This window comes from Sphingobacterium sp. 18053 (assembly GCF_902706145.1).
In the GTDB taxonomy this organism is placed as follows: Bacteria; Bacteroidota; Bacteroidia; order Sphingobacteriales; family Sphingobacteriaceae; genus Sphingobacterium; species Sphingobacterium paramultivorum.
Genome location: NZ_CACSJW010000005.1, coordinates 230,854 through 250,742, shown reverse-complemented (window position 1 = coordinate 250,742; position 19,889 = coordinate 230,854). Strand labels below are relative to the sequence as shown.

Here is a 19,889-nt window from a genome sequence, read left to right as displayed (position 1 = left end):
TCGAATTTAGAGTGTAAGATTTAATCCCAATCGAATCGTGCGTGCTAAGGGGTAGCTATTGTAGCTCACTTTGGAAACGGCATTAGTTCCTGTCGCACTTGCGTCAGGATCATAACCTTTATATTTGGTCCAAGTTGCCAAATTCTCTAGTGCCAGAAATATATTGACGCGATTGACTGATTTTCCATTTTTCAATACCTCGTAGTTTAAATTGATATTTTTGAGTCTTAAAAACGATGCATCTCTTACAGTCATTGAATTGATAATATAGTCGCCACCATAGGCTGTAGGGTTTACGCCGCTCGGATATTGATTGGTTGGGTTTTCTGGTGTCCACCTATTCAGGTAGTATTCGGATAACCTGTTGCGATATTCGTTGGTAGGATAGAGGGTTTCGGTGATATTGGCGTCTAACATACTAATTCCGCCTACGTATTGAAGTAGGAAGTCCAGTGAAACATTTTTATACTTGAACGTATTGGAAAGGCTCAGATTGATGGAAGGAAAAGGTTTTCCTAAAATAGTTCGATCTTTTAAGTCTATTTTCCCATCTTGGTTCTGATCTTTAAAGCGAATATGCCCCGGCTTTGCTTCAGGTTGTGCTGAATTTTTTATCTCCGCATCGTTCTGAAATATTCCCTCCGTCTCATATCCATAGAAAGATAACATGGGTTGACCACGTTCTACAAGTTGATAGTTGGAGATAAAACTGGCAATAGATCCCGTAATAAGTTGTGGAATAAAATCTGGTAGCTCTTTGACTTCATTTTTTAGTAAGGCCAAATTAAATAGACTATTCCATTGCCATTGATCACGAATAATATTTTTACTGTTTAACTGAAAATCAATACCACGGTTTTCAACATTTCCAAAATTGACCATGTAATTGCTAAAGCCCACCACTGAAGAAATGGGTTTACTGAATAGTTGATCCTTAGTGTTACGTTTGTAAGCGTCGACAGACCCCGTAATTCGCCCACGCAGAAGCTCAAAATCTAACCCTAGATTTATTTCTTCCGTAGATTCCCACCGTAGATTTTTATTAGGTAGTCTCGCAGGGACAACACCCTGATAAATCTTATCACCAAAGACAGCATTTCCCGACGCGACCAAGGTGTTGATTGTTTGGTAATTGTCTATTCCTTGGTTTCCTAATCGTCCATATCCAAATCTCAGTTTAAGCGTGGTACCATTTTCTTTCAAATGGGAAAGAAAATCTTCATCCGTTAATTTCCAGGCAAAAGCTCCGGACGGAAAAAATGCAAACTTGTTTTCTTCCGAAAAGCGCGATGTACCATCTGAACGCAAAGAGGCTGTAATAAAATAACGATCGTTAAAATTATAATTGATACGGCCCAATACACCATTGAGTCTGTTTCGGCTTTTACTAGAACTTACATTGTCGCCTTTATCACCATCTCCACTCTGTAAAAGGTTGTAGGAAGTGACGTCAGATAAAAATTTCATTGAACTGGCTCCCACGCCTTCACTTTGAAACTCTTCAAATGTTGTTCCCAATAAGAAAGCCAATTGATGTTTTCCAATTTTTTTATTGTAGTTGAGTAAAAACTCGCCCAACCATTGGTGGCCACTTGACGCATTTTTTGAACCCAATCCGCTATTGGCAAGACCGTTTATGGTCGATCGGTCCGTATAACTGGAGTTCATCATGTTGGCGGTACTTCCGCCAACACGTAATGTTGCTGTAAAATCGGTAAAAGGTTTAATTTCTGCGGTAATCAATCCATAAAATGTATTGGAGATATTTCTATTCTCCTTACCATTGATTAGGGCCAGTGGATTGTCTAAAGCGATAAAATTATTAAGGTAGTATCGACCATGTTCATTGACGTATGCCGGTAGCGTAGGGTCAAATTGCAATGCGCTATTGAGCGGGCCCGCGGCTTCATTCACTCCATTGGATGTATAGATTGCTTGCTGGTTACCACGGGTATAATTTCCGTTTATATTGAATTTTATATAATCCTTTGGTCGAAATTCCAGATTTGTTCTGAAATTAATTTTAGCGTAGCCCGAGTTTTTTACTAGACCATCCTGGTTGAAATAATTTAGAGCGGTATAGAAATTACTCTTATCCCCACCGCCGGAAAAGCTAAGTTGATGATTCTGTACGACCGCATTTTTTCTAAATATTTCATTCTGCCAATTGGTTCCTTCTCCCATGTTGTTGATCTGGTCTTCCGTAAAAATGGCGTCTTTGTTTGCATCTTTTCGGATAGCATTCAGAACTTGCATGTACTGCTTTCCGTTAAGGACATCCAATTTTTTTGATACATTTTGAAACCCGATATAACTATCATATTTCGCTATAGCTGTGCCAGATTTTCCTTTTTTTGTTGTAATAAGCACTACACCGCTAGCCGCACGAGTACCATAAATAGCAGCTGCTGAGGCATCTTTTAAGATGTCTATTGATTCGATGTCATCCGGACTTAAACTACTAGGGTCGATACCAGGTAGCCCATCTACCACAATCAGAGCATCATTACTACTGTTAATGGAACCTGCACCCCTGACCTGTATTTTGGTTCCTGCCCCAGGTGCCGAATTGGTTTGACTGATGGTTACACCTGGTGCCTTACCATTGATCAACTGAAGGGCGTTGATATTGGATCCTTGTGTGAAATCCTTAGCTTGAACGGCAGAAATTGAACCTGTGAGGTCTGATTTTTTTTGAACACCATAGCCCACAACAACGACTTCCTCCATTTCATTGATTTGAGGCTCTAAAGTGATGACGAGCTGTTGGGACCGTTGGAAAGATATTGTTTTCTCTTTAAATCCAATAAAATTAATGCGAAGCTCACCACTGGGCGGAGTCTTGGCAAATTGAAAATCACCATGTTCGTCTGTTGCCACAGATTGTTCGGTACCGACGAGCAGAATAGTGGCTCCGGCAATAGGCTTTCCAGTATTGTCTTTTAATTTGCCCCGAAGATCCTGTTGAAATGTGTTGTCTTTTCCAGCTGTGGTTGAAGCAGAAGCATTGGGATGGATCAAAATTGCATTATTACGCACGCTATAGGTCAATTGCTGATCGGCGAGTAATATGCGTAGTGCTTCGGCTAAAGGCTTGTTGGTAATGCTGAGATTCATTTTTTTGTCTTCATCAATTTGTTGAGAATTGTAAAGAAAGTCTGTGCCACTCTGTTTTCTAATCTTTGTTAAAATAGATTTGAAGCTTTCCCCTTTCACATGTAGCGAAATGTTTTGTCCATAACTATTTGCACTGACATGGAACGTGGCTATTACTAGAAACAGGATAATCAGTTTCATAAAAATCATAGTTTTTACGATAATCCTGGTCGTAGGATATCGAAATGAATAAGAAGTTTTATACATTTGAACTGGATAAATTGATTAATAATTTTCGTTTTGTTGGTCGTTATCTAACTGCGGGAGTGTTGGAGCACTTCCGTTTTTTTATTTAAAGTTTATTTATTGGTTACATAAATGCCTCCTTCTTTTATGTTGAATCTCAGGTTGGAAACTTCCTCTAGATTTTTGAGTAGATCACTTAGATCATTGGTGCGTCGATAGGTTCCTGAAAATCTATCCTCGCTTTGTGAGTTGATCTTAATAAATTTAACATCATACCAGTCTCTAATTTGTTCGGTTAATTGATAAATATCCACATTCTCGAATTTAAAATAACCTTGCTGCCATGCCAGGATATCCGTTGTATCTATTTCGGTTTTTTTAGGTGTTGCAGTTTCTCCGTATGCTTGCTGCCCAGGAGAAAGGTGGATCACAGTCTTTGGACTACTAACCTTTACTTTCCCTTCCAGTAATGAAATCCTTTCTATACTGTTAGGGTAACTTTGGATATTAAAATGTGTTCCCAGCACCTCGGTAGTATAATGTAAACCTTGTACAGAGAAGGGCTGTCGATCGAGATGAGTGACCTCAAAATACCCTTCGCCGACTAATTGTACCTGACGTTCCTTTTCATTGAAGCTTCTCGGAAACGTAATCTGTGAATTGCTATTGATCCATACTTTTGAACCGTCAGGTAGAACAAGTGCTTGTGTTTGCCCTTTTTGGGTTTGAATAGTCAATTTCGTGTTGTTGGCTAAAACATGTTTGTCGTCTTGTCGAAAAACAAGAGTGCCCGCTGAATCCTTGACAATCCCATAGGTTTTGAACTCGGATTGCTTCAATGGGATGTTGTTGCCGTTAGTATTGTTGCTGGCGTAAATAAGACCGCTATGTTTTTTCAGAAAGATTTGATTTACTGTAGTGTCGTGTTGAGGGGTTTCATCCTTATTTTTGTCGGTAAGCGTAAATAAAAGTGTCGCAAGAGAAATTATACCAATGAAAATGGCTGCATAAGGGAGGAAGGTTTTCCAACGGCTATTTTTTATGGCACCGGTCTGATACGTGGTATCTTGAACTAAATGCGTGTGGATATTGGACCAAATCTTGTCTTTTTTATTTTTTTTTAGCGCGACTTCCTTGGAATATTTGAGGTAAAATTTGTCAAATTTAGCCAAAAGATCGGCACTAGGATTAGTGGTCAGTAGAACTATTAATTGTCGCTCCTGTTCTGGACTAAGCTTATTTTCTAGATAGTCTTTGACTAAGTTTTCAAACTCAGAATTGGTCATCATGATATTGGTCTTTATTATAAGAACAATATTGAGTTGGGCTAAGGACTAGTCGATGAAAAAAAAAGTAAAAAATAATAGGGGATAGATGATCGAAGAATCTCCAGGGGTACGCTTGAGTTCTTCTTTGATAAATTTTAAAGAAGACACCAGATGATTTTTTACGGTATTTGTAGAAATGGATAACTGTTGCGCTATTTCCTGATGTGACAGTCCCTCGAATCGACTCATACGGAATACGAGCTGTTGTTTTTTGGGTAGCTTTTGAACCAATTGTTCCAGTGCTTCGTTCACTTCTTTTTCCGCCAAAGGGTCTTGTTCAAAAATGCAATCATGAGATCCTTCGGAGCATAGGGGTTCGAAGAGGCTATGGTATCTTTTAAGCTGTTTGAGCCTATTGAAGCATTTATTTCGACTGATTACATAGATAAATGTTCGAATATTGCTGTCTATATCTATTTTTTCTCTTGAGTCCCAGAGCTGGAGAAAAGTATCCTGTACAATTTCTTCCGCAATGTGCTCATCCTTTAAAATATGAAGAGCAAATTGGTAAACCATTTGCGCATATTTATCATAAAGCACCCTTAGGGCAATTTGATTACCCCGGGATAATTTGTGCAATATGGCAATGTTGTCTTTCAAATGCTGTTATAAATGTTGTGTATAGCGTGTCTAGATAACCCGACTATTACACCTGGTTAGATGTTTGCTTTATTGAACGTAAGCTATTCTTCACGAAATTCGGCTGTTACGAACTTCGCGAAGAATATACTAAGATAGTAAAATCTCTATTGATCCAAGGTTTGTAAATCACTTTGTTTGCCATTTACCGTATTGTTTGAAATACTGCTATTTGCGACACGTTCAAAAAATAAGGGCTTTTTATTCCAATGAAAAGCAGGGTATTCCTTATTGGTCTTGATTTGGTTGTTGCGAAAGACCAATCCATTGACTGATTTGGCATAAAGAATAGGCTTATCGAAGGTTTCAAAGCGGTTGTCTTCGATGACGATATGGCTATGGAAGTATTTCTGCTGATTTTTTAAATCCGGAATTTCTGGATAGATCGATATAATCGCATTGGTAAATTGGAACATATTGGTCAAGGCATTGATGAAAGTATTGTTCCGGATGCGAATATCGTGACAGCTGCCAGTTTCATACCAACCATTGGCATCGCCACACAGGAGAATAGCTGTACCTGAAGTATGATCAAAGAGGTTGTTTTCTATCAGGGTCTTTTTGGGTGTACTGAATAAAGCACCTCGTGCTCTATTGTGGCGTACGGTATTGCCACTAAATAGTACACGTGGGGTCCACGTAAGGTTTTCGATGCCAATATCCATTTTTGTTGGGTCAATAGCAGGGTCCAAAGCATTACTTAAAGTAATCTTGAATTCGCGGATTGGATCTGAGGCTTTCTCGCGTAAAACGCTAATGGATTGGATCTTATTTTTTTTGTCCCAGAGTTCCATTGTACTGGATCGGATAAATTGGACCGTATCCCCCTGGTAGCCCCAGTCAAATCCGTAGGATTGATCGTGCATATAACGACCGATCAATGTTTTGTCATCTAGTCGTTTGGTGATCTTCAGGTAGGTGCCATGGATATTGATGGCATCATCCATCATATTTTCATAAAGTCCATTCTTCGATACAATAACACCCTTGCAACCCGAAAAATGTGTTGCGTCGGCCTGAGCCGTAAAATAACGCGGATCCTGATCGCTGCGAAGTGCAATTCGGAAACCTTCCAATGTGATGTTGTCCGTTAATTGAGCTAACAAACCCATGCCTTCGGCGTAATGGACGGCGATATTTTCAAGCCGTATATTTTTTCCTTTATGGACAAATATGCCCGGATTGGGACGAAATCCAGCGCGCATGGCAACGACGGTACCCGGTATAAGCTTGCTGTTCTTCCATTGCTGCGCTTGAATGATACCCGGAGAGAGCTCCTTCACTTTGGTTGTGCCCACGCGAATATCGCTTGTATTATAGACAATGCGTTTGGTCTTTTCTTCAAAGGCAATCCCCGATGTCGGTCTCAGTTGCCAGCCTTCACCGGTATTGTAAAATATACTGTCTTTGATCGTATAGGTTACCCAAGGTGCAGTTTGATAAGTAATTGTACCGTTGATTGTATCGTTTTGTAAAATCTTGACCTGGCAGATCTGGGGATGCTCAAAATCGATGTGGATATTTTTCAACGTGAGGTTTTTATTCTCGATCAATGCAATTGGTAACATGCGGCCATGATAGATAAAGTCTGATCCTTGTCCATCAATTGTGATATTGTCGCAATTTTCAAATGCCATACCTACGGTCTTGGGGTTGTCCTGATCGTGATTGGAGATGTAATATTCGCGGATTAGTGCCCCTTCTGGATGAAAGTCATAACGTCCCTTTTTGAATTTTAAAATAATAGGTTCTTTCTTGCCAATCTTGCTGAAGATGGATTGAATAGCTTTATTGACCAATGCAGTACTATTGTTGCCCATGTTGGGAACAACACCATAGGTGGAAAGATCGATAATCTTCGTTGCGGACTGCGCAAGGCAGTTAAAATACATGAATGGTAGGAGAAGGATAAGCAAATAAGGTTTTAGGATGTTCATGATGTCCTGCTATTGATAAATTGGTTTATATCGCACAATTTCCCTATGGGATTTGGCTTGTCGAATATAGGGATAATCGTTCAACATCCAAATTAAGTCGTGAAGCGTAGCGTTTTTTTTACGCATGTGAAAACATGGTTTTACTCATAAATGGAGGCAAAATACACGATGAAGAAGAAATTTGGTGTTAGGCAAAAGATCGCTACACCCCCTGAGGTAATAGTTGCAGAAATTTTAGATTTCTATTTAAAATTTTATATTTTTGAGATCAGGCTTAATCTAAATTGTGAAGAAAAAATCAAGACATCTTTTTCTGGTTTTATGGTTTGTACTGATCTGTCAGATTGGATCGGCGCAATATGGGTTAGAATTTGCCAGCCACAACATGGAAGCCGATAAGCGGACTAGCCTGCAGATCGGTACCAAGGAATCGATTTCTTTTCAACATAAACTGTCTGTTTCGTTCGATCTTTCCTTTTTGCCACTCCAACAGGATTATTTTGGTTATATCTTTCGACTGATTACGGATGATGGTGTCAATATCGATTTGATATACGATCGGCGGCTTGATCAGGACAAACATTTTAAATTGGTAGTGGGGGAGGACTTTACCCCGGTATCTTTCAATATCACAACCTTACAGTTGTATTATAACTGGACACCAATGCGCCTCGAGCTCGATATGGATAAAAAGGAGCTTTATTTTCAGGTTGGAACGGCCCGGTATTCCTATCGGCTCAATAAACAGTTTGCGCCTCAGTTTAAGCTCGTTTTTGGTGCAAATATGATGAAAAACTTCCAAACAATGGATGTTCCCCCCATGCGCTTAAAGGATATTCGAATTGCTGATAATGGTAAACTTAAATACTATTGGCCATTGGATGAGTCTTCAGGCACCAAGAGTTTAGATGAACAAAAAAAGAGCACAGCGGAAATCGGTAATCCGATCTGGATCAAACGGCAACGTAGTGAATGGAAAACACAGTCTTCTTTTACACTGGAAGGACAAGCTAGTGTGGCCTTTGACAAAAATGAAGAAACACTGTTTTTTGTTGGAAATAAGCGTTTAATGATCAGTAAAATTGGTGGTAGTGACTTACGTTCGCAGGAATATGCGGATGGCAAGCTTTTGCTTGTCAATGGTAGCCAATCGCTTTTTGATCCGATCAAAAAGAACGTCCTGAATATCTCCATCGACCAAAAAATTGTTGCTGCTTATGATTCCACCAGTCGAACATGGAATAAACAATTTGATTTTCCTGCTGTAGGCACAAACTATTGGCTGTTCAACAAATATTTTAATTCGTCCGACACGAGTATCTATATGATTGGGGGCTATGGACATTTTAAATACAAAGCGGGCGTATTGCGTTATCATCTGCCTACACAATCTTGGGATAGCATTCCTTTTACAGGTGATGAAATTTTTCCGCATTATCTTGCGGGAATGGGGCAGGGAAAGGATGGGGTATACCTGGCCGGTGGTTATGGCAGTTCCACAGGAGACCAAATGTTGAATCCCCGCATTTCAAATGATTTTCTTAAGCTTGATTTTAAAAACCGCAAGTCTCTAAAAGTTTACGAATTTTCATCTGCATTCGCCGATATGGTATGGGCCAATAGTCTGGTCGTTGAAGATAGTAGTGGACTGTTTTATGGATTGATTTTCCCGAACAATAAATTCAAAACACATTTACAACTGGTGGCAGGTAGCCTCAAAGGGACACAATACCAGTTTCTGGGGAGCAGTATACCCTTCGATTTTCATGACATCCGTTCTTTTGCCGATCTCTATTATGCACCGAAATCTAAGTCTTTCGTTGCAGTCACCTTGTTTTATGATGACAAGACCGATCTGACTAAAGCAACGATTTATACCTTGTTGGCTCCCCCTTTACAGTCTGAACAGGGTATAATGCCTTTGGCTAAGCCTGCGCTGCTTAAATACAGCCTTTATGCCCTCGCTGTAATGGGATTATCGCTCTTGATCTGGTGGTATCGAAAAAGAGGCAAGCAAAAAAAACAGGCTATTTCTGTCATGGAAACCGATAAAATAGGAGAGCCGCACCTACATGCAGCTCCCTTGAAGGAGACTGAACAAGATAAGAGCGCGCAATTGGTTGATCTTCCGCAAACCAAGAAAGTGGCCGAGGGATTTGAAACCCGACATGGCGCCGGAATCTACCTTTTCGGTGGCGACTTACAGATTGTGGATCTTGCTGGAAAAGAAATCACAAAGAAGTTTTCGCCATTGCTTAAAGAAATGCTGCTGATTTTTATTCTCTATACCGTACGATGGGAGCGGGGAATTAGCTCAGAGAAGCTGAATGAGCTATTTTGGTCCGATAAGAGCCAGTCCAGTGCACGCAATAATCGATCAGTGAACATCGCTAAGCTCAATAGCTTACTCGAGCAATTGGGTGATTTTAGGGTGACCAAAAAAAGCGGTTATTGGTGCATTGAGCCAATGGATACAGTATATATCGATTACCTCCGCTTCAGCAGGATGGTATCCAATAAAAAACATTTTACAGAAACTGAAATTAGAGAATTACTCGATATAATTGACAAAGGAGGCTTCCTTTTCGAAGTGGACTATGAGTGGCTCGATAATTTTAAAAGTGAAATGTCTATTCTGGTGCTCACCACGTTGGGCAATTTTATTGAAAATCTGAATGTGCAGGATAATGCTGAACTGATTATTGAGATCTGCAATAAGATATTCTATTTTGATGAAATCAATGAGGAGGCGATGGTTCATAAATGTCGTTCCTTGTTACAGCTTGGCTATCACAGCTTGGCTTTACAGTGCTATGAGAATTTCTGTCAGATCTACGCTCGTTTATATGGTGAAGCTTACCCCAAAAGTTTTAAAGACTGTCTAGATTAAGAAAAAATATTTAAAATTTTAATGTATTGATATACAGTTGTTAATGGTGTTTTTGGATACCTGTTAATCTTCTGTTAATCTTCTATTATACCCCTCGCCAATATATTCGTTTTCATACTTAATAACCAATCAAATGAAAGCGAAAAATTATCTTCAACTCTTCCCTAGGGAATAGTGGTAATGGACTGTTTGTAGCAAACAGGTCCTCCCTAAATACATAAACCTAATATATAATTCAATAACCAATTTAAAACAATACATGAAAACAAACTTCATTTTTAATGAAAGGCCACTGCCGTGGAACAAGCTCCGTAGTTACCCTTGGCAGTGGGCATTGTCCTCGCTGCTGCTATTGTCTCCAATGGCAACCATCGCGCAGCAACAGCAGATCGAAGGTAAAGTGCAGACTTCAAAGGATAAGCCTATCGCTGGGGCTTCCATTACAGACCTCCGTACCGGGCAGACAACATCGTCTGATGGTCAGGGACGCTTCAAGATTAGCGCATCGCCGGGAGACAAACTCGTGATCACTTTTGTCGGTTACCGCAAGACTGAAATGATCGTTGGGCAACAACGGCTCATGGATGTATTGCTCAACGAAGATAATACAAGCTTGGAAGAGGTCGTGGTTGTGGGGTATGGCACGCAGAAAAAGGCTTCGTTAACAGGGGCGATATCATCGGTGAACAATAAAGAAATCACAGTAACAAAAAATGAAAATGTGGTCAATATGTTAGCCGGTAAGATGCCCGGTGTGCGTATCAGCCAACAGTCGAGCCAACCGGGATCATTTGAATCAAATATCGACATCCGCGGAATGGGTGAGCCCCTGATTGTGGTTGACGGAATTCCCCGTGATAAAGATTATCTGTCACGCATGGATGCCAATGAAATCGAAAGTGTATCCGTATTAAAGGATGCTTCAGCAGCTGTTTACGGTGTGCGCTCGGCGAATGGTGTTCTTTTGGTGACCACACGCCGGGGAAGTAACGAAGATGGAAACTTTGAAATAAACTATTCCTATAATCGTGCCTGGCAAAAGTTTCTTTATGTTCCCAATACGGTGGATGCCCTTGCCTATATGCAGCTTAAAAATGAACAGATAGCTCGCGATTTTAATAGCAATTATCCGGCGAAGATGCCTAATATTTTTGGGCCGGCAGATTTTGAAGCGTATCAGAACGGCACAAAAAAGACATCCAATTATGTCGATGCGGCATTTGACAAGGTATCACCACAATACCAGCACAATCTTTCCATCAACGGTGGCGGCAAGAAAGTTAATTATTTCTTCAACCTGGGCCATATGGATCAGATGGGCGCTTACAAAAGCAAGAGTCTCAACTATAATCGCTGGAATTTCCGCTCCAACATCGATGCGCAGATCACTGATCGTCTGAAAGCGTCTTTGGATGGGGGCGGGTATGCCGATGAGACTAACCAACCACGTACGGATATCTGGGCCGTCTACAAACAGGCCTGGAGACAAAGACCTATTGTGCCGATCTATGTCAACGACAATCCCCTTTATCCGAATTTTGAGATGATCGATAACGAAAATCCTGTCGTGGTAACGGACTCCAAACAGACTGGCTATCGTAAATTTTTGCGTAAGCAATTCAACGGTATTATCGCTTTAGACTATAAAGTACCCTTTGTGGAAGGCTTAAATGCGAAGGCAACCTATAATTATGACTTCAAGTACAGTGACAATACGGATTTCAAGAAGTCCTATTTTTTATATAGCTATACACCACCGGTGTATGATGGTAACGGCCAGATTATAACCCCTGAAAAGTATAATGCACATGAGAAAAATGCTCCTACGACCGTGAGGCGGAGTTCCTATCCGGATACACATTCCCTGATGCAATTCTCGTTGAATTATAACCGTCGTTTTGCCGAAAAACATCAGGTCTCCGGTTTGTTGCTTTTCGTCGAAGAATATAACAAATGGGACAGCTTCTATGCACAGCGGGAGATCATGGTCAATTCGGAATATCTATTTGCTGGTGAGGACAAGAACCAATTGGCAAATATGGAAGGTATTGGCGAACGTACAGCACGAGGTTTGGTCGGTAAGTTCAATTACGATTACTTAGGTAAATACATTGCCGAATTTAGTTTTCGCTATGATGGCTCCTCTAAATTTCCAAAAGAATCGCGCTGGGGATTTTTCCCGGCAGCCTCGGTGGGTTGGCGTATCAGCGAAGAAGGGTTTATTAAAAACAACTACAATTTTATCAATAACTTAAAAATAAGGGCATCCTATGGTAAGCTCGGGGATGACCGTTCGGCAGGTAATTACCCTTCAACCATCGTTGGTTATGCACTGGAACCCAATGAAACGGGGTGGATCTTTGGTGGAAACCTCGTGAATGGGGCCTTGCCTACTGCAATTCCCAACCCTAATCTCACCTGGTATACTTCCAAAACTGCCGACGTGGGTTTGGACATGGATCTATGGAACGGCAAGCTGGGCTTGACTTTTGATTATTTTAACCGTAATCGCTCAGGCCTTCTAGCGACAAGCCTTGACTTGATCCCTGGTACTGTTGGTGCCAACCTACCGCAGGAAAATCTGGAAAGCGATCGCACGTTCGGCTATGAGCTCTCTTTGACACATCGCAATAAGATCAATGATTTCAATTATTTTATTAATGCGCAGGTCTCTTCTACCAAGAGTCAATTTGTAAACCGCGTAGAATCAAAAGCCGGTAATTCGTACGACAACTGGCGTAACCGCTATTCTAATCGTAATAAGGATATCTGGTGGGGCAAGGAGTACGCCGGACAGTTTGGATCGTATGAACAGATTTATAACCACCCAACATTGGTAAGCAGCGGCACATTGCCTGGTGATTATTACTATCAGGACTGGAACGGCGATGGAGTGATCAACGATGCCGACAATCATCCTATTGCAACGTATAATATGCCTTTGATCAACTATGGTTTTACGTTAGGAGGATCGTGGCGTGGTCTGGATCTAACGATGAATTTTCAGGGTGCAGCAAAAGTGTATGTACAGTATAGTGAGGTACTGGCAGGACCACTGCAGTTTGACGGCGGTGCTTTGACGCAGTTTTTGGATCGTTGGAGACCAGCTGATGCCGGTGCCGATCTATTTAACCCAAGCACACAATGGCTTGCTGGATATTATCCTTCTACTGGCTCTGCCATGGCCGAAGGAACCCGAGCAGTTCAAAATGCCTCCTATCTGCGTCTGAAAACCTTAGAACTGGGTTATTCTCTCCCGCAACAATGGTTGAAGACACTAAAAATAAAGAATCTAAGGATCTATGCGAGTGCTTATAACCTGTTGACATGGACGGGTCTCAAATATACCGATCCCGAGCACCCAGGATCTGCCGGAGGTTCTTCATCGGGTGATATTGATGTGTACAAATATCCCATCAATAAAACCTACAACATTGGAGCATCCATTAAATTTTAATCTCAAAACGAACAAAACATGAAAAAATCAATCGCTATAGCAATCATTGGCCTTTTTCTGTGCTCGGGCATACAATCCTGTAAAAAAATGGATCTGGATCCACTAGGGGTATTGGGTGAAGATGCGCTTTTTGGAAATGAGGCTGGAGCACGTAAATATGTCGCTGGAATGTACAGCTATCTACCCATAGAAGACTTTGTATATCATCCTGAAAGAGGATTTAGATGGGACAATTATTGGCAAAATTCGGAAACGCTTGCGGCCATGAGCGGCGAGATGACCGGACAATTTTGGGGCGTAGCTGGGGCACAGGGCTTTGGTTACTGGCCATATGATCGCATCCGGAATGTCAATACCCTGATTGCAGGCCTGCCTAAATACAAAGCTAATTATACAGAGCAGGGGTACAACCAGATCTTTGGGGAAGCCCATTTCTTACGGGCTTTCTATTATTTTGCTTTGGTTAAGCGCTACGGTGGGGTACCTATTATAAAAGACGTGCAGGATCCAACAGCTGATAAAGAACAGCTCTTGGTTAGCAGAAATAAAGAATCTGAGGTTTATCATTTTATCAATGAAGACTTGCAGGTGGCTATTTCAATGATGTCTGGAAGCAGCGAACGTGGCCGCGCCAACCAATATGTGGCAGCAGCTCTACTTTCCCGCGCCATGTTGTATGCCGGTAGTATTGCTAAATATAGTTCGTATAGCAATCTCTCTGGCGATGCCACAGACAAGCAGTTGGTAGGTATTAAAAAGGAAGAAGCGGAATGGTTCTTCAAACAGGCTTATGATGCTGCAACAACCGTGCTGGCGGGACCGTACAGTCTGTACAATAAAAATGCACAGGATAAGGAACTCAACTACGTAAATTTGTTTTTGGACTTAGACAGCCCTGAAGATATTCTGATCAAGGAGTATAGTCTGACCGCACCGCACAACAACCGTCTCAAACATAGCTATGACGCCACACACTTACCCAATCCGACCTTTTCGAGTGACAATGAGTCTGCGGCATACCCCGTATTGAATGTCGTGGAGTTATTCGGTGAACTTCCAATCACTGATGCAGGTGGAAAACCAGTACGCTATACGGACCGTAAACAGCTGTATGCCGATTTGGAACCTCGTCAGCGGGCTACATTTTATTTCTCGGGAATGGAATTACGCGAAGGCGCCGAAAGACGGAGTTTTGATATTCAGCGTGGACTCTATAAGACCTTTCCCGGTAAGGCTGCTGATGCACAGATGGGCGCGGGTACTGCGGCGATAAATAGCGAGTCAAATCGAATCTTGGCTGGCCCCAAAAATAGCCTGTTTGATTACAATGGTACGAAGATCAACATAACAGGCGAGCACGGCATGTGGAAAGATGGACATGCCAACAACACCCGAACTGGATTTTACATCCGTAAATACATTAACTATAAAATGTCTACCAAGGATGTGAAGTTGTATAACAGTACACAACCCTGGAAGGTCTTTAGGCTCGCTGAGATACTTTTGAATAAGGCAGAAGCTGCTTATGAACTTGGCCTGATCAAAAATGATGAAGCACTTAAACAGGAAGCATTTCAATACATCGCGCAAATCCGTAATCGTGCTGGTGCCAAGCCTTATCTCTATACAGCTGCTTCGGCAAACCTCTCCGGTAAATATGGTTATCCCTTGGATGGAAATCTGCAATTTATACGTGAGGAGCGCGAACGTGAACTTTGCTTTGAAAATCACCATTGGTGGGATATGCGGAGATGGCGCATTGCAGATGTGGAACTCAACAACTTTGTACCCAATTCGCTGATGCCTTACCTTGTATTGGATGAACTGAAATATGCTCCGGGCGGCGAACGGATCAACTCCTTTATTTTTATTCGCGAAAAGGAACCTTGGAACAAGACGTTCAACTTTGAAAAGAAATGGTATTATGAACCTATTCCGGGTGGAGAACTGAACAAAAACCCTAATCTATATCCACAGAACCCTATTTACTAACTGAGCGGAAATGAGAACGATATATTTATTTACAGCATTGACAGGCTTGTTATTTTTAAATGCCTGTTCGAAAACAGATAATTACGATGGCCCGAATGCGAGTATGAAAGGGCAGGTCATTGATAAGGTAACGAATAAACCCTTCCTGACCGGACAGGGCGAATTTAGCATCCGTTTGCTAGAAACCAGTTGGAGTGACAATCCCGCACCGCAGGATATTGCCGTCAAGCAGGACGGATCGTATAGTCATACAAAGCTCTTTCAGGCAACGTATACCCTCCAGCCCTATGGCGGTGCATTTTGGCCAGCACAGAAGATCGAAGGTTACCAACTGGGTGCTAATGCAGAGCAAAACTTTGAGGTGACGCCCTACCTACAGATCAAAAATGTGAAGTGGACCTTAAAAGCGGAAAATAAACTGGAAATCTCCTGTACGCTTGCCGCACCTATTACGGGTGGATTGCCGCAAGTGATTGAGGTTCGCCCATTCCTGAGTCTGACACCATACTGTGGGGCTGGCAACCGTATTGATGCGTATTATAAGGATGAATATCGCGCATTGATCAATCAAAACTGGGAAAATATCGGCAATATGCAGACCGGAGAAGGAAAGGAAACTTACACGATCAAGGATATTCCATTGAAATCAGGGTACACCTATTATGTACGGATGGGTGCAAAGGTGCGCGACACTTACGAAAAATTCAATTATTCGGAAGTGGAGGTTATTAAAGTACCTTAAGTAAAGAATCTAAACAATGAGCGGGACTTGGTGCCCGCTACTACTACTCAATACTAAATAATTATTCGGATGAAACAATTTATCAAAGCAGGTTCCAGATGCCTATTGGGCATGACATTATTTTTTGCCGCACACTTGCAGGCGCAAGATAATCCATTTATCAAACATATGTATACCGCAGATCCTTCGGCACGGGTATGGGCCGATGGCCGCCTGTATGTGTACGCTTCACATGATATTGCTCCGCCTCAAGGTTGCGATCTGATGGATCAGTACCATGTGTTTTCTACTGCGGATATGAAAACATGGACCGATCATGGTGAAATATTACGCGCCTCACAAGTCCCTTGGGGTAGAAAAGAAGGTGGATTTATGTGGGCTCCGGATTGTGTCTATAAAAATGGTACTTATTATTTTTATTTTCCACACCCAAGTGGTACCGAGTGGAATAAGACCTGGAAAATTGGTGTAGCTACGAGTAAATCACCAGCAAAAGATTTTGTGGTACAGGGCTATGTAAAGGGGGCCGAAGCACTTATTGATCCGCACATCTTTATCGATGATAATGGACAGGCCTATTTTTATCAGGGGGGCGGTGGTGTCTGTAAAGCGGGTAAGCTCAAAGACAATATGATGGAGATTGATGGTGAATTGCAAAAGATGGAAGGTTTGGAAGATTTTCACGAAGCTTCATGGGTACACAAGTATAATGGGAAATATTATCTGTCCTACTCTGACAATCACGATGAGAACTGGAAAGATGGAGTAAAAGGGGATAACCGTATGCGCTATGCGGTAAGTGATAGCCCAATGGGACCATGGAAATCAATGGGCATCTATATGGATCCGACGAATAGCTATACAAACCATGGCTCCATTGTCAAGTTTAAAGGTAAATGGTACGCTTTTTACCATAACAGTGAATTGTCACAAAAAAATGGCGAATTCAACGATTGGCTTCGTTCCATCTGCGTAGACCGCTTGGAGTACAATAAGGACGGCAGTATCAAGAAGGTAAAGCAGACTGGCTTATTGACAGGTCCCAAATAATCGATGGACACGAAGACGAGATGTTGCCAAAAAAAATTAACTTTAGGGGCGGAACAACTGTTTCGCCCTTAAACCATCGAACACTTAATTGTTTAAAATGCTAACGAAGAATATCAAACGTAAAACCAATACATTGTTACGCACAATATGTTGCTGTTCTCTTCTTTCAGTCAGTATGCTAAAAGGTTTTTCCCAAGCTAAAATGACGAAAGATTATGTTGACTATGTCAATCCTTATATGGGAAACATCAGCCATTTATTGGTGCCAACCTACCCAACGGTTCACTTGCCAAACAGCCTTTTGCGCGTTTATCCTGAGCGGGGAGACTATACGTCGGACCGTCTGTTTGGTCTGCCGCTTATCGTTACCAGCCATCGTGGAAAATCGGCTTTCAATCTTAGTCCCATGGTGAAATTGCCGGGCAGTTTGAAACCGGTACAACTGTATAGTTACGATCAGGAGGAAATACATCCGTATGCCTATTCGGTGCTATTGGATCAAGAGAATATTCAAGTAGACTATGCGCTGTCGCATCAGTCGGGGATGTATACCTTTACGTTTCCGACAACTTCGACAAAATACCTTCAGTTCAACTCACAGGAAGGGAAACTTCAATGGGACGGGCAGGGACTTTCGGGTACACAGGATATTGGTAATGGCACGCACGTGTATATTTATGCTATTCCCGAATCCAAGCCTGTTGCGGTAAAGCGACTGCAGGGTCAACAACTGGAAAATGCAACAGAAACTGCAGGTAAGAATTCGTGTATGGTATTGGAGTTTAATCAGGCAGGGACTAGCTTGCGCATGAAATATGGTGTTTCATTTATCGATGTCGCACAAGCAAAAGCCAATTTGAAACGTGAAATCAGCGATTTTGACCAAAAGAAGCTGGCTGAAAAAGGGCGTAAAATATGGAACGATGCTTTAGGTAAAATTGCGGTGGAAGGCGACAGTGAGTCCAATAAGCATGTGTTTTATACCTCCTTATACCGCACCTACGAACGGCCAGTCAATATTTCTGAGGATGGACGTTATTATAGTGCGTTCGACGGTAAGGTACATCAGGACGAGGGCAAACCTTTTTTTACCGATGACTGGATCTGGGACTCCTACCGTGCACATCATCCATTGCGGGTACTGTTAGAGCCAGGCACAGAATCTTTGATCCTCAATTCTTTTGTCCGGATGTCTGAACAAATGGAGCAGCCTTGGTTACCTACTTTTCCTGAGATTACCGGCGATAGTAGACGGATGAATTCCAATCATGGTGTAGCAACTTTGTTGGATGCTTACCGCAAAGGCGTGCGTAATTTTGATATCAAGAAAGCCTATCTGGCAGCAAAAGGTGCGATTACAGAAAAGACGCTGGCTCCTTGGTCGGGTAAAGCCGCAGGGAAATTAGACGAATTTTTTAAGGAGAAAGGCTATATTCCAGCATTGTACCCAGGTGAAAAAGAAACGATACCAGAAATAAACGGTTTTGAACGGAGACAACCTGTCGCTGTAACCTTGGGTACCTCTTACGACTTATGGTGCTTGGCACAGCTTGCTCAAGAATTGGGTATTCAGGCTGATTATGATCTCTTTATGAAGCAATCTTTCAATTATAGAAATCTTTTCAACGAACAGACCAAATTTTTCCATCCCAAAGATGACAAGGGAAATTTTATCATGCCTTTTGATTATGTGTTTTCTGGCGGACAGGGAGCACGGGAGTATTATGGTGAAAACAATGCCTGGATCTATCGCTGGGATGTACAGCACAATATTCCGGATCTGATCAAATTGATGGGGGGAAATGAATTGTTTGTCAAGTACCTCGATGAGATGTTTCAGCAGCCTTTGGGTCGGTCGAAATTTGATTTTTATGCACAGCTTCCCGATCATACAGGTAATGTTGGACAATTTTCTATGGCGAACGAGCCGGCTTTGCATATTCCTTATCTCTATAATTATGCCGGACAACCTTGGATGACGCAGAAACGAATACATAAACTGATCGGTGAGTGGTTTAGAAACGATCTAATGGGGATACCGGGTGATGAAGATGGTGGCGGGATGTCAGCTTTTGTGGTCTTTTCCCAAATGGGCTTCTATCCTGTAACACCAGGTCTGACTTCCTACAGCATCGGATCTCCATTTTTTCAGAAAGTGAGCATACAGCTTCCTAATGGCAAGTCTTTTGTAATTATCGGCAAGAATGCATCTGCAAAAAACAAATACATTCAATCGGCGAAATTAAATGGGCAGCCGCTGAACGTTCCACAGCTGACCCATGCCGATGTGCTGAAAGGTGGTACATTGGAATTTGTGATGGGGGATAGAGCAAATCGAAATTGGGGAAACTAACAAAGCTTGCTTACCAGCATGTGTATGCCAGAAGGTAAAAAAAGTAAAAAGCGCTGTTGATCATCGATCAACAGCGCTTTTGTTTATGGATAGCTGTGTACTATTGTCTATACGCGGTAGGATATTCGCCTTGCTTTAAATCGAATAACCAAAACTTTG

General features: G+C 41.8%; 10 protein-coding genes. 6 read left to right on the top strand and 4 right to left on the bottom strand.

Annotated elements, in window-relative coordinates; translation table 11 throughout:
• Positions 1-6 precede the first annotated feature (6 nt).
• The 4 genes from GVK91_RS13485 to GVK91_RS13470 all read right to left on the bottom strand — a co-directional run bounded on the left by GVK91_RS13485 (position 7) and on the right by GVK91_RS13470 (position 7,246).
• Positions 7-3,297, bottom strand: a complete 3,291-nt coding sequence (locus GVK91_RS13485; protein ID WP_159729341.1) for a TonB-dependent receptor — start codon at positions 3,295-3,297, stop codon at positions 7-9.
• A gap of 158 nt (positions 3,298-3,455) precedes the next feature.
• The gene (locus tag GVK91_RS13480; protein ID WP_159729339.1) at positions 3,456-4,631 is read right to left on the bottom strand and encodes a FecR family protein; all 1,176 of its coding nucleotides are present in this window, start codon (positions 4,629-4,631) and stop codon (positions 3,456-3,458) included.
• Positions 4,632-4,676: 45 nt separating this feature from the next.
• Complete coding sequence (locus GVK91_RS13475; protein WP_159729336.1) at positions 4,677-5,270, bottom strand: RNA polymerase sigma factor; 594 nt, start codon at positions 5,268-5,270, stop codon at positions 4,677-4,679.
• Positions 5,271-5,416: 146 nt separating this feature from the next.
• Positions 5,417-7,246 carry a right-handed parallel beta-helix repeat-containing protein gene (locus GVK91_RS13470; protein ID WP_200845615.1) on the bottom strand — a complete coding sequence of 610 codons (1,830 nt, stop codon included), beginning with the start codon at positions 7,244-7,246 and terminating at the stop codon, positions 5,417-5,419.
• 286 nt (positions 7,247-7,532) lie between these two features.
• Between GVK91_RS13470 and GVK91_RS13465 the strand changes: the two genes are divergently transcribed.
• The 6 genes from GVK91_RS13465 to GVK91_RS13440 all read left to right on the top strand — a co-directional run bounded on the left by GVK91_RS13465 (position 7,533) and on the right by GVK91_RS13440 (position 19,730).
• Entirely contained in the window at positions 7,533-10,136 is a 2,604-nt protein-coding gene (locus GVK91_RS13465) for a hypothetical protein (protein WP_159729334.1), read from the top strand.
• A 259-nt stretch (positions 10,137-10,395) separates the two neighbouring features.
• Complete coding sequence (locus tag GVK91_RS13460) at positions 10,396-13,593, top strand: TonB-dependent receptor (RefSeq protein WP_159729332.1); 3,198 nt, start codon at positions 10,396-10,398, stop codon at positions 13,591-13,593.
• Between the two features lie 18 nt (positions 13,594-13,611).
• The gene (locus GVK91_RS13455) at positions 13,612-15,585 is read left to right on the top strand and encodes a RagB/SusD family nutrient uptake outer membrane protein (RefSeq protein ID WP_159729329.1); all 1,974 of its coding nucleotides are present in this window, start codon (positions 13,612-13,614) and stop codon (positions 15,583-15,585) included.
• Positions 15,586-15,595: 10 nt separating this feature from the next.
• Positions 15,596-16,327: a DUF3823 domain-containing protein gene (locus GVK91_RS13450; RefSeq protein WP_153845072.1), complete on the top strand. Its 732-nt coding sequence runs from the start codon at positions 15,596-15,598 to the stop codon at positions 16,325-16,327.
• A 69-nt stretch (positions 16,328-16,396) separates the two neighbouring features.
• Positions 16,397-17,377: a family 43 glycosylhydrolase gene (locus GVK91_RS13445; protein ID WP_159729327.1), complete on the top strand. Its 981-nt coding sequence runs from the start codon at positions 16,397-16,399 to the stop codon at positions 17,375-17,377.
• A 97-nt stretch (positions 17,378-17,474) separates the two neighbouring features.
• Positions 17,475-19,730, top strand: a complete 2,256-nt coding sequence (locus GVK91_RS13440; RefSeq protein ID WP_159729325.1) for a GH92 family glycosyl hydrolase — start codon at positions 17,475-17,477, stop codon at positions 19,728-19,730.
• Positions 19,731-19,889 lie beyond the last annotated feature (159 nt).

Excerpts from the sequence above, each read along its gene's own strand:
- GVK91_RS13485 (WP_159729341.1), bottom strand. The coding sequence starts at position 3,297 with ATGAAACTGATTATCCTGTTTCTAGTAATAGCCACGTTCCATGTCAGT.
- GVK91_RS13480 (WP_159729339.1), bottom strand. The coding sequence starts at position 4,631 with ATGATGACCAATTCTGAGTTTGAAAACTTAGTCAAAGACTATCTAGAA.
- GVK91_RS13470 (WP_200845615.1), bottom strand. The coding sequence starts at position 7,246 with ATGAACATCCTAAAACCTTATTTGCTTATCCTTCTCCTACCATTCATG.
- GVK91_RS13460 (WP_159729332.1), top strand. The coding sequence starts at position 10,396 with ATGAAAACAAACTTCATTTTTAATGAAAGGCCACTGCCGTGGAACAAG.
- GVK91_RS13455 (WP_159729329.1), top strand. The coding sequence starts at position 13,612 with ATGAAAAAATCAATCGCTATAGCAATCATTGGCCTTTTTCTGTGCTCG.
- GVK91_RS13450 (WP_153845072.1), top strand. The coding sequence starts at position 15,596 with ATGAGAACGATATATTTATTTACAGCATTGACAGGCTTGTTATTTTTA.
- GVK91_RS13445 (WP_159729327.1), top strand. The coding sequence starts at position 16,397 with ATGAAACAATTTATCAAAGCAGGTTCCAGATGCCTATTGGGCATGACA.
- GVK91_RS13440 (WP_159729325.1), top strand. The coding sequence starts at position 17,475 with ATGCTAACGAAGAATATCAAACGTAAAACCAATACATTGTTACGCACA.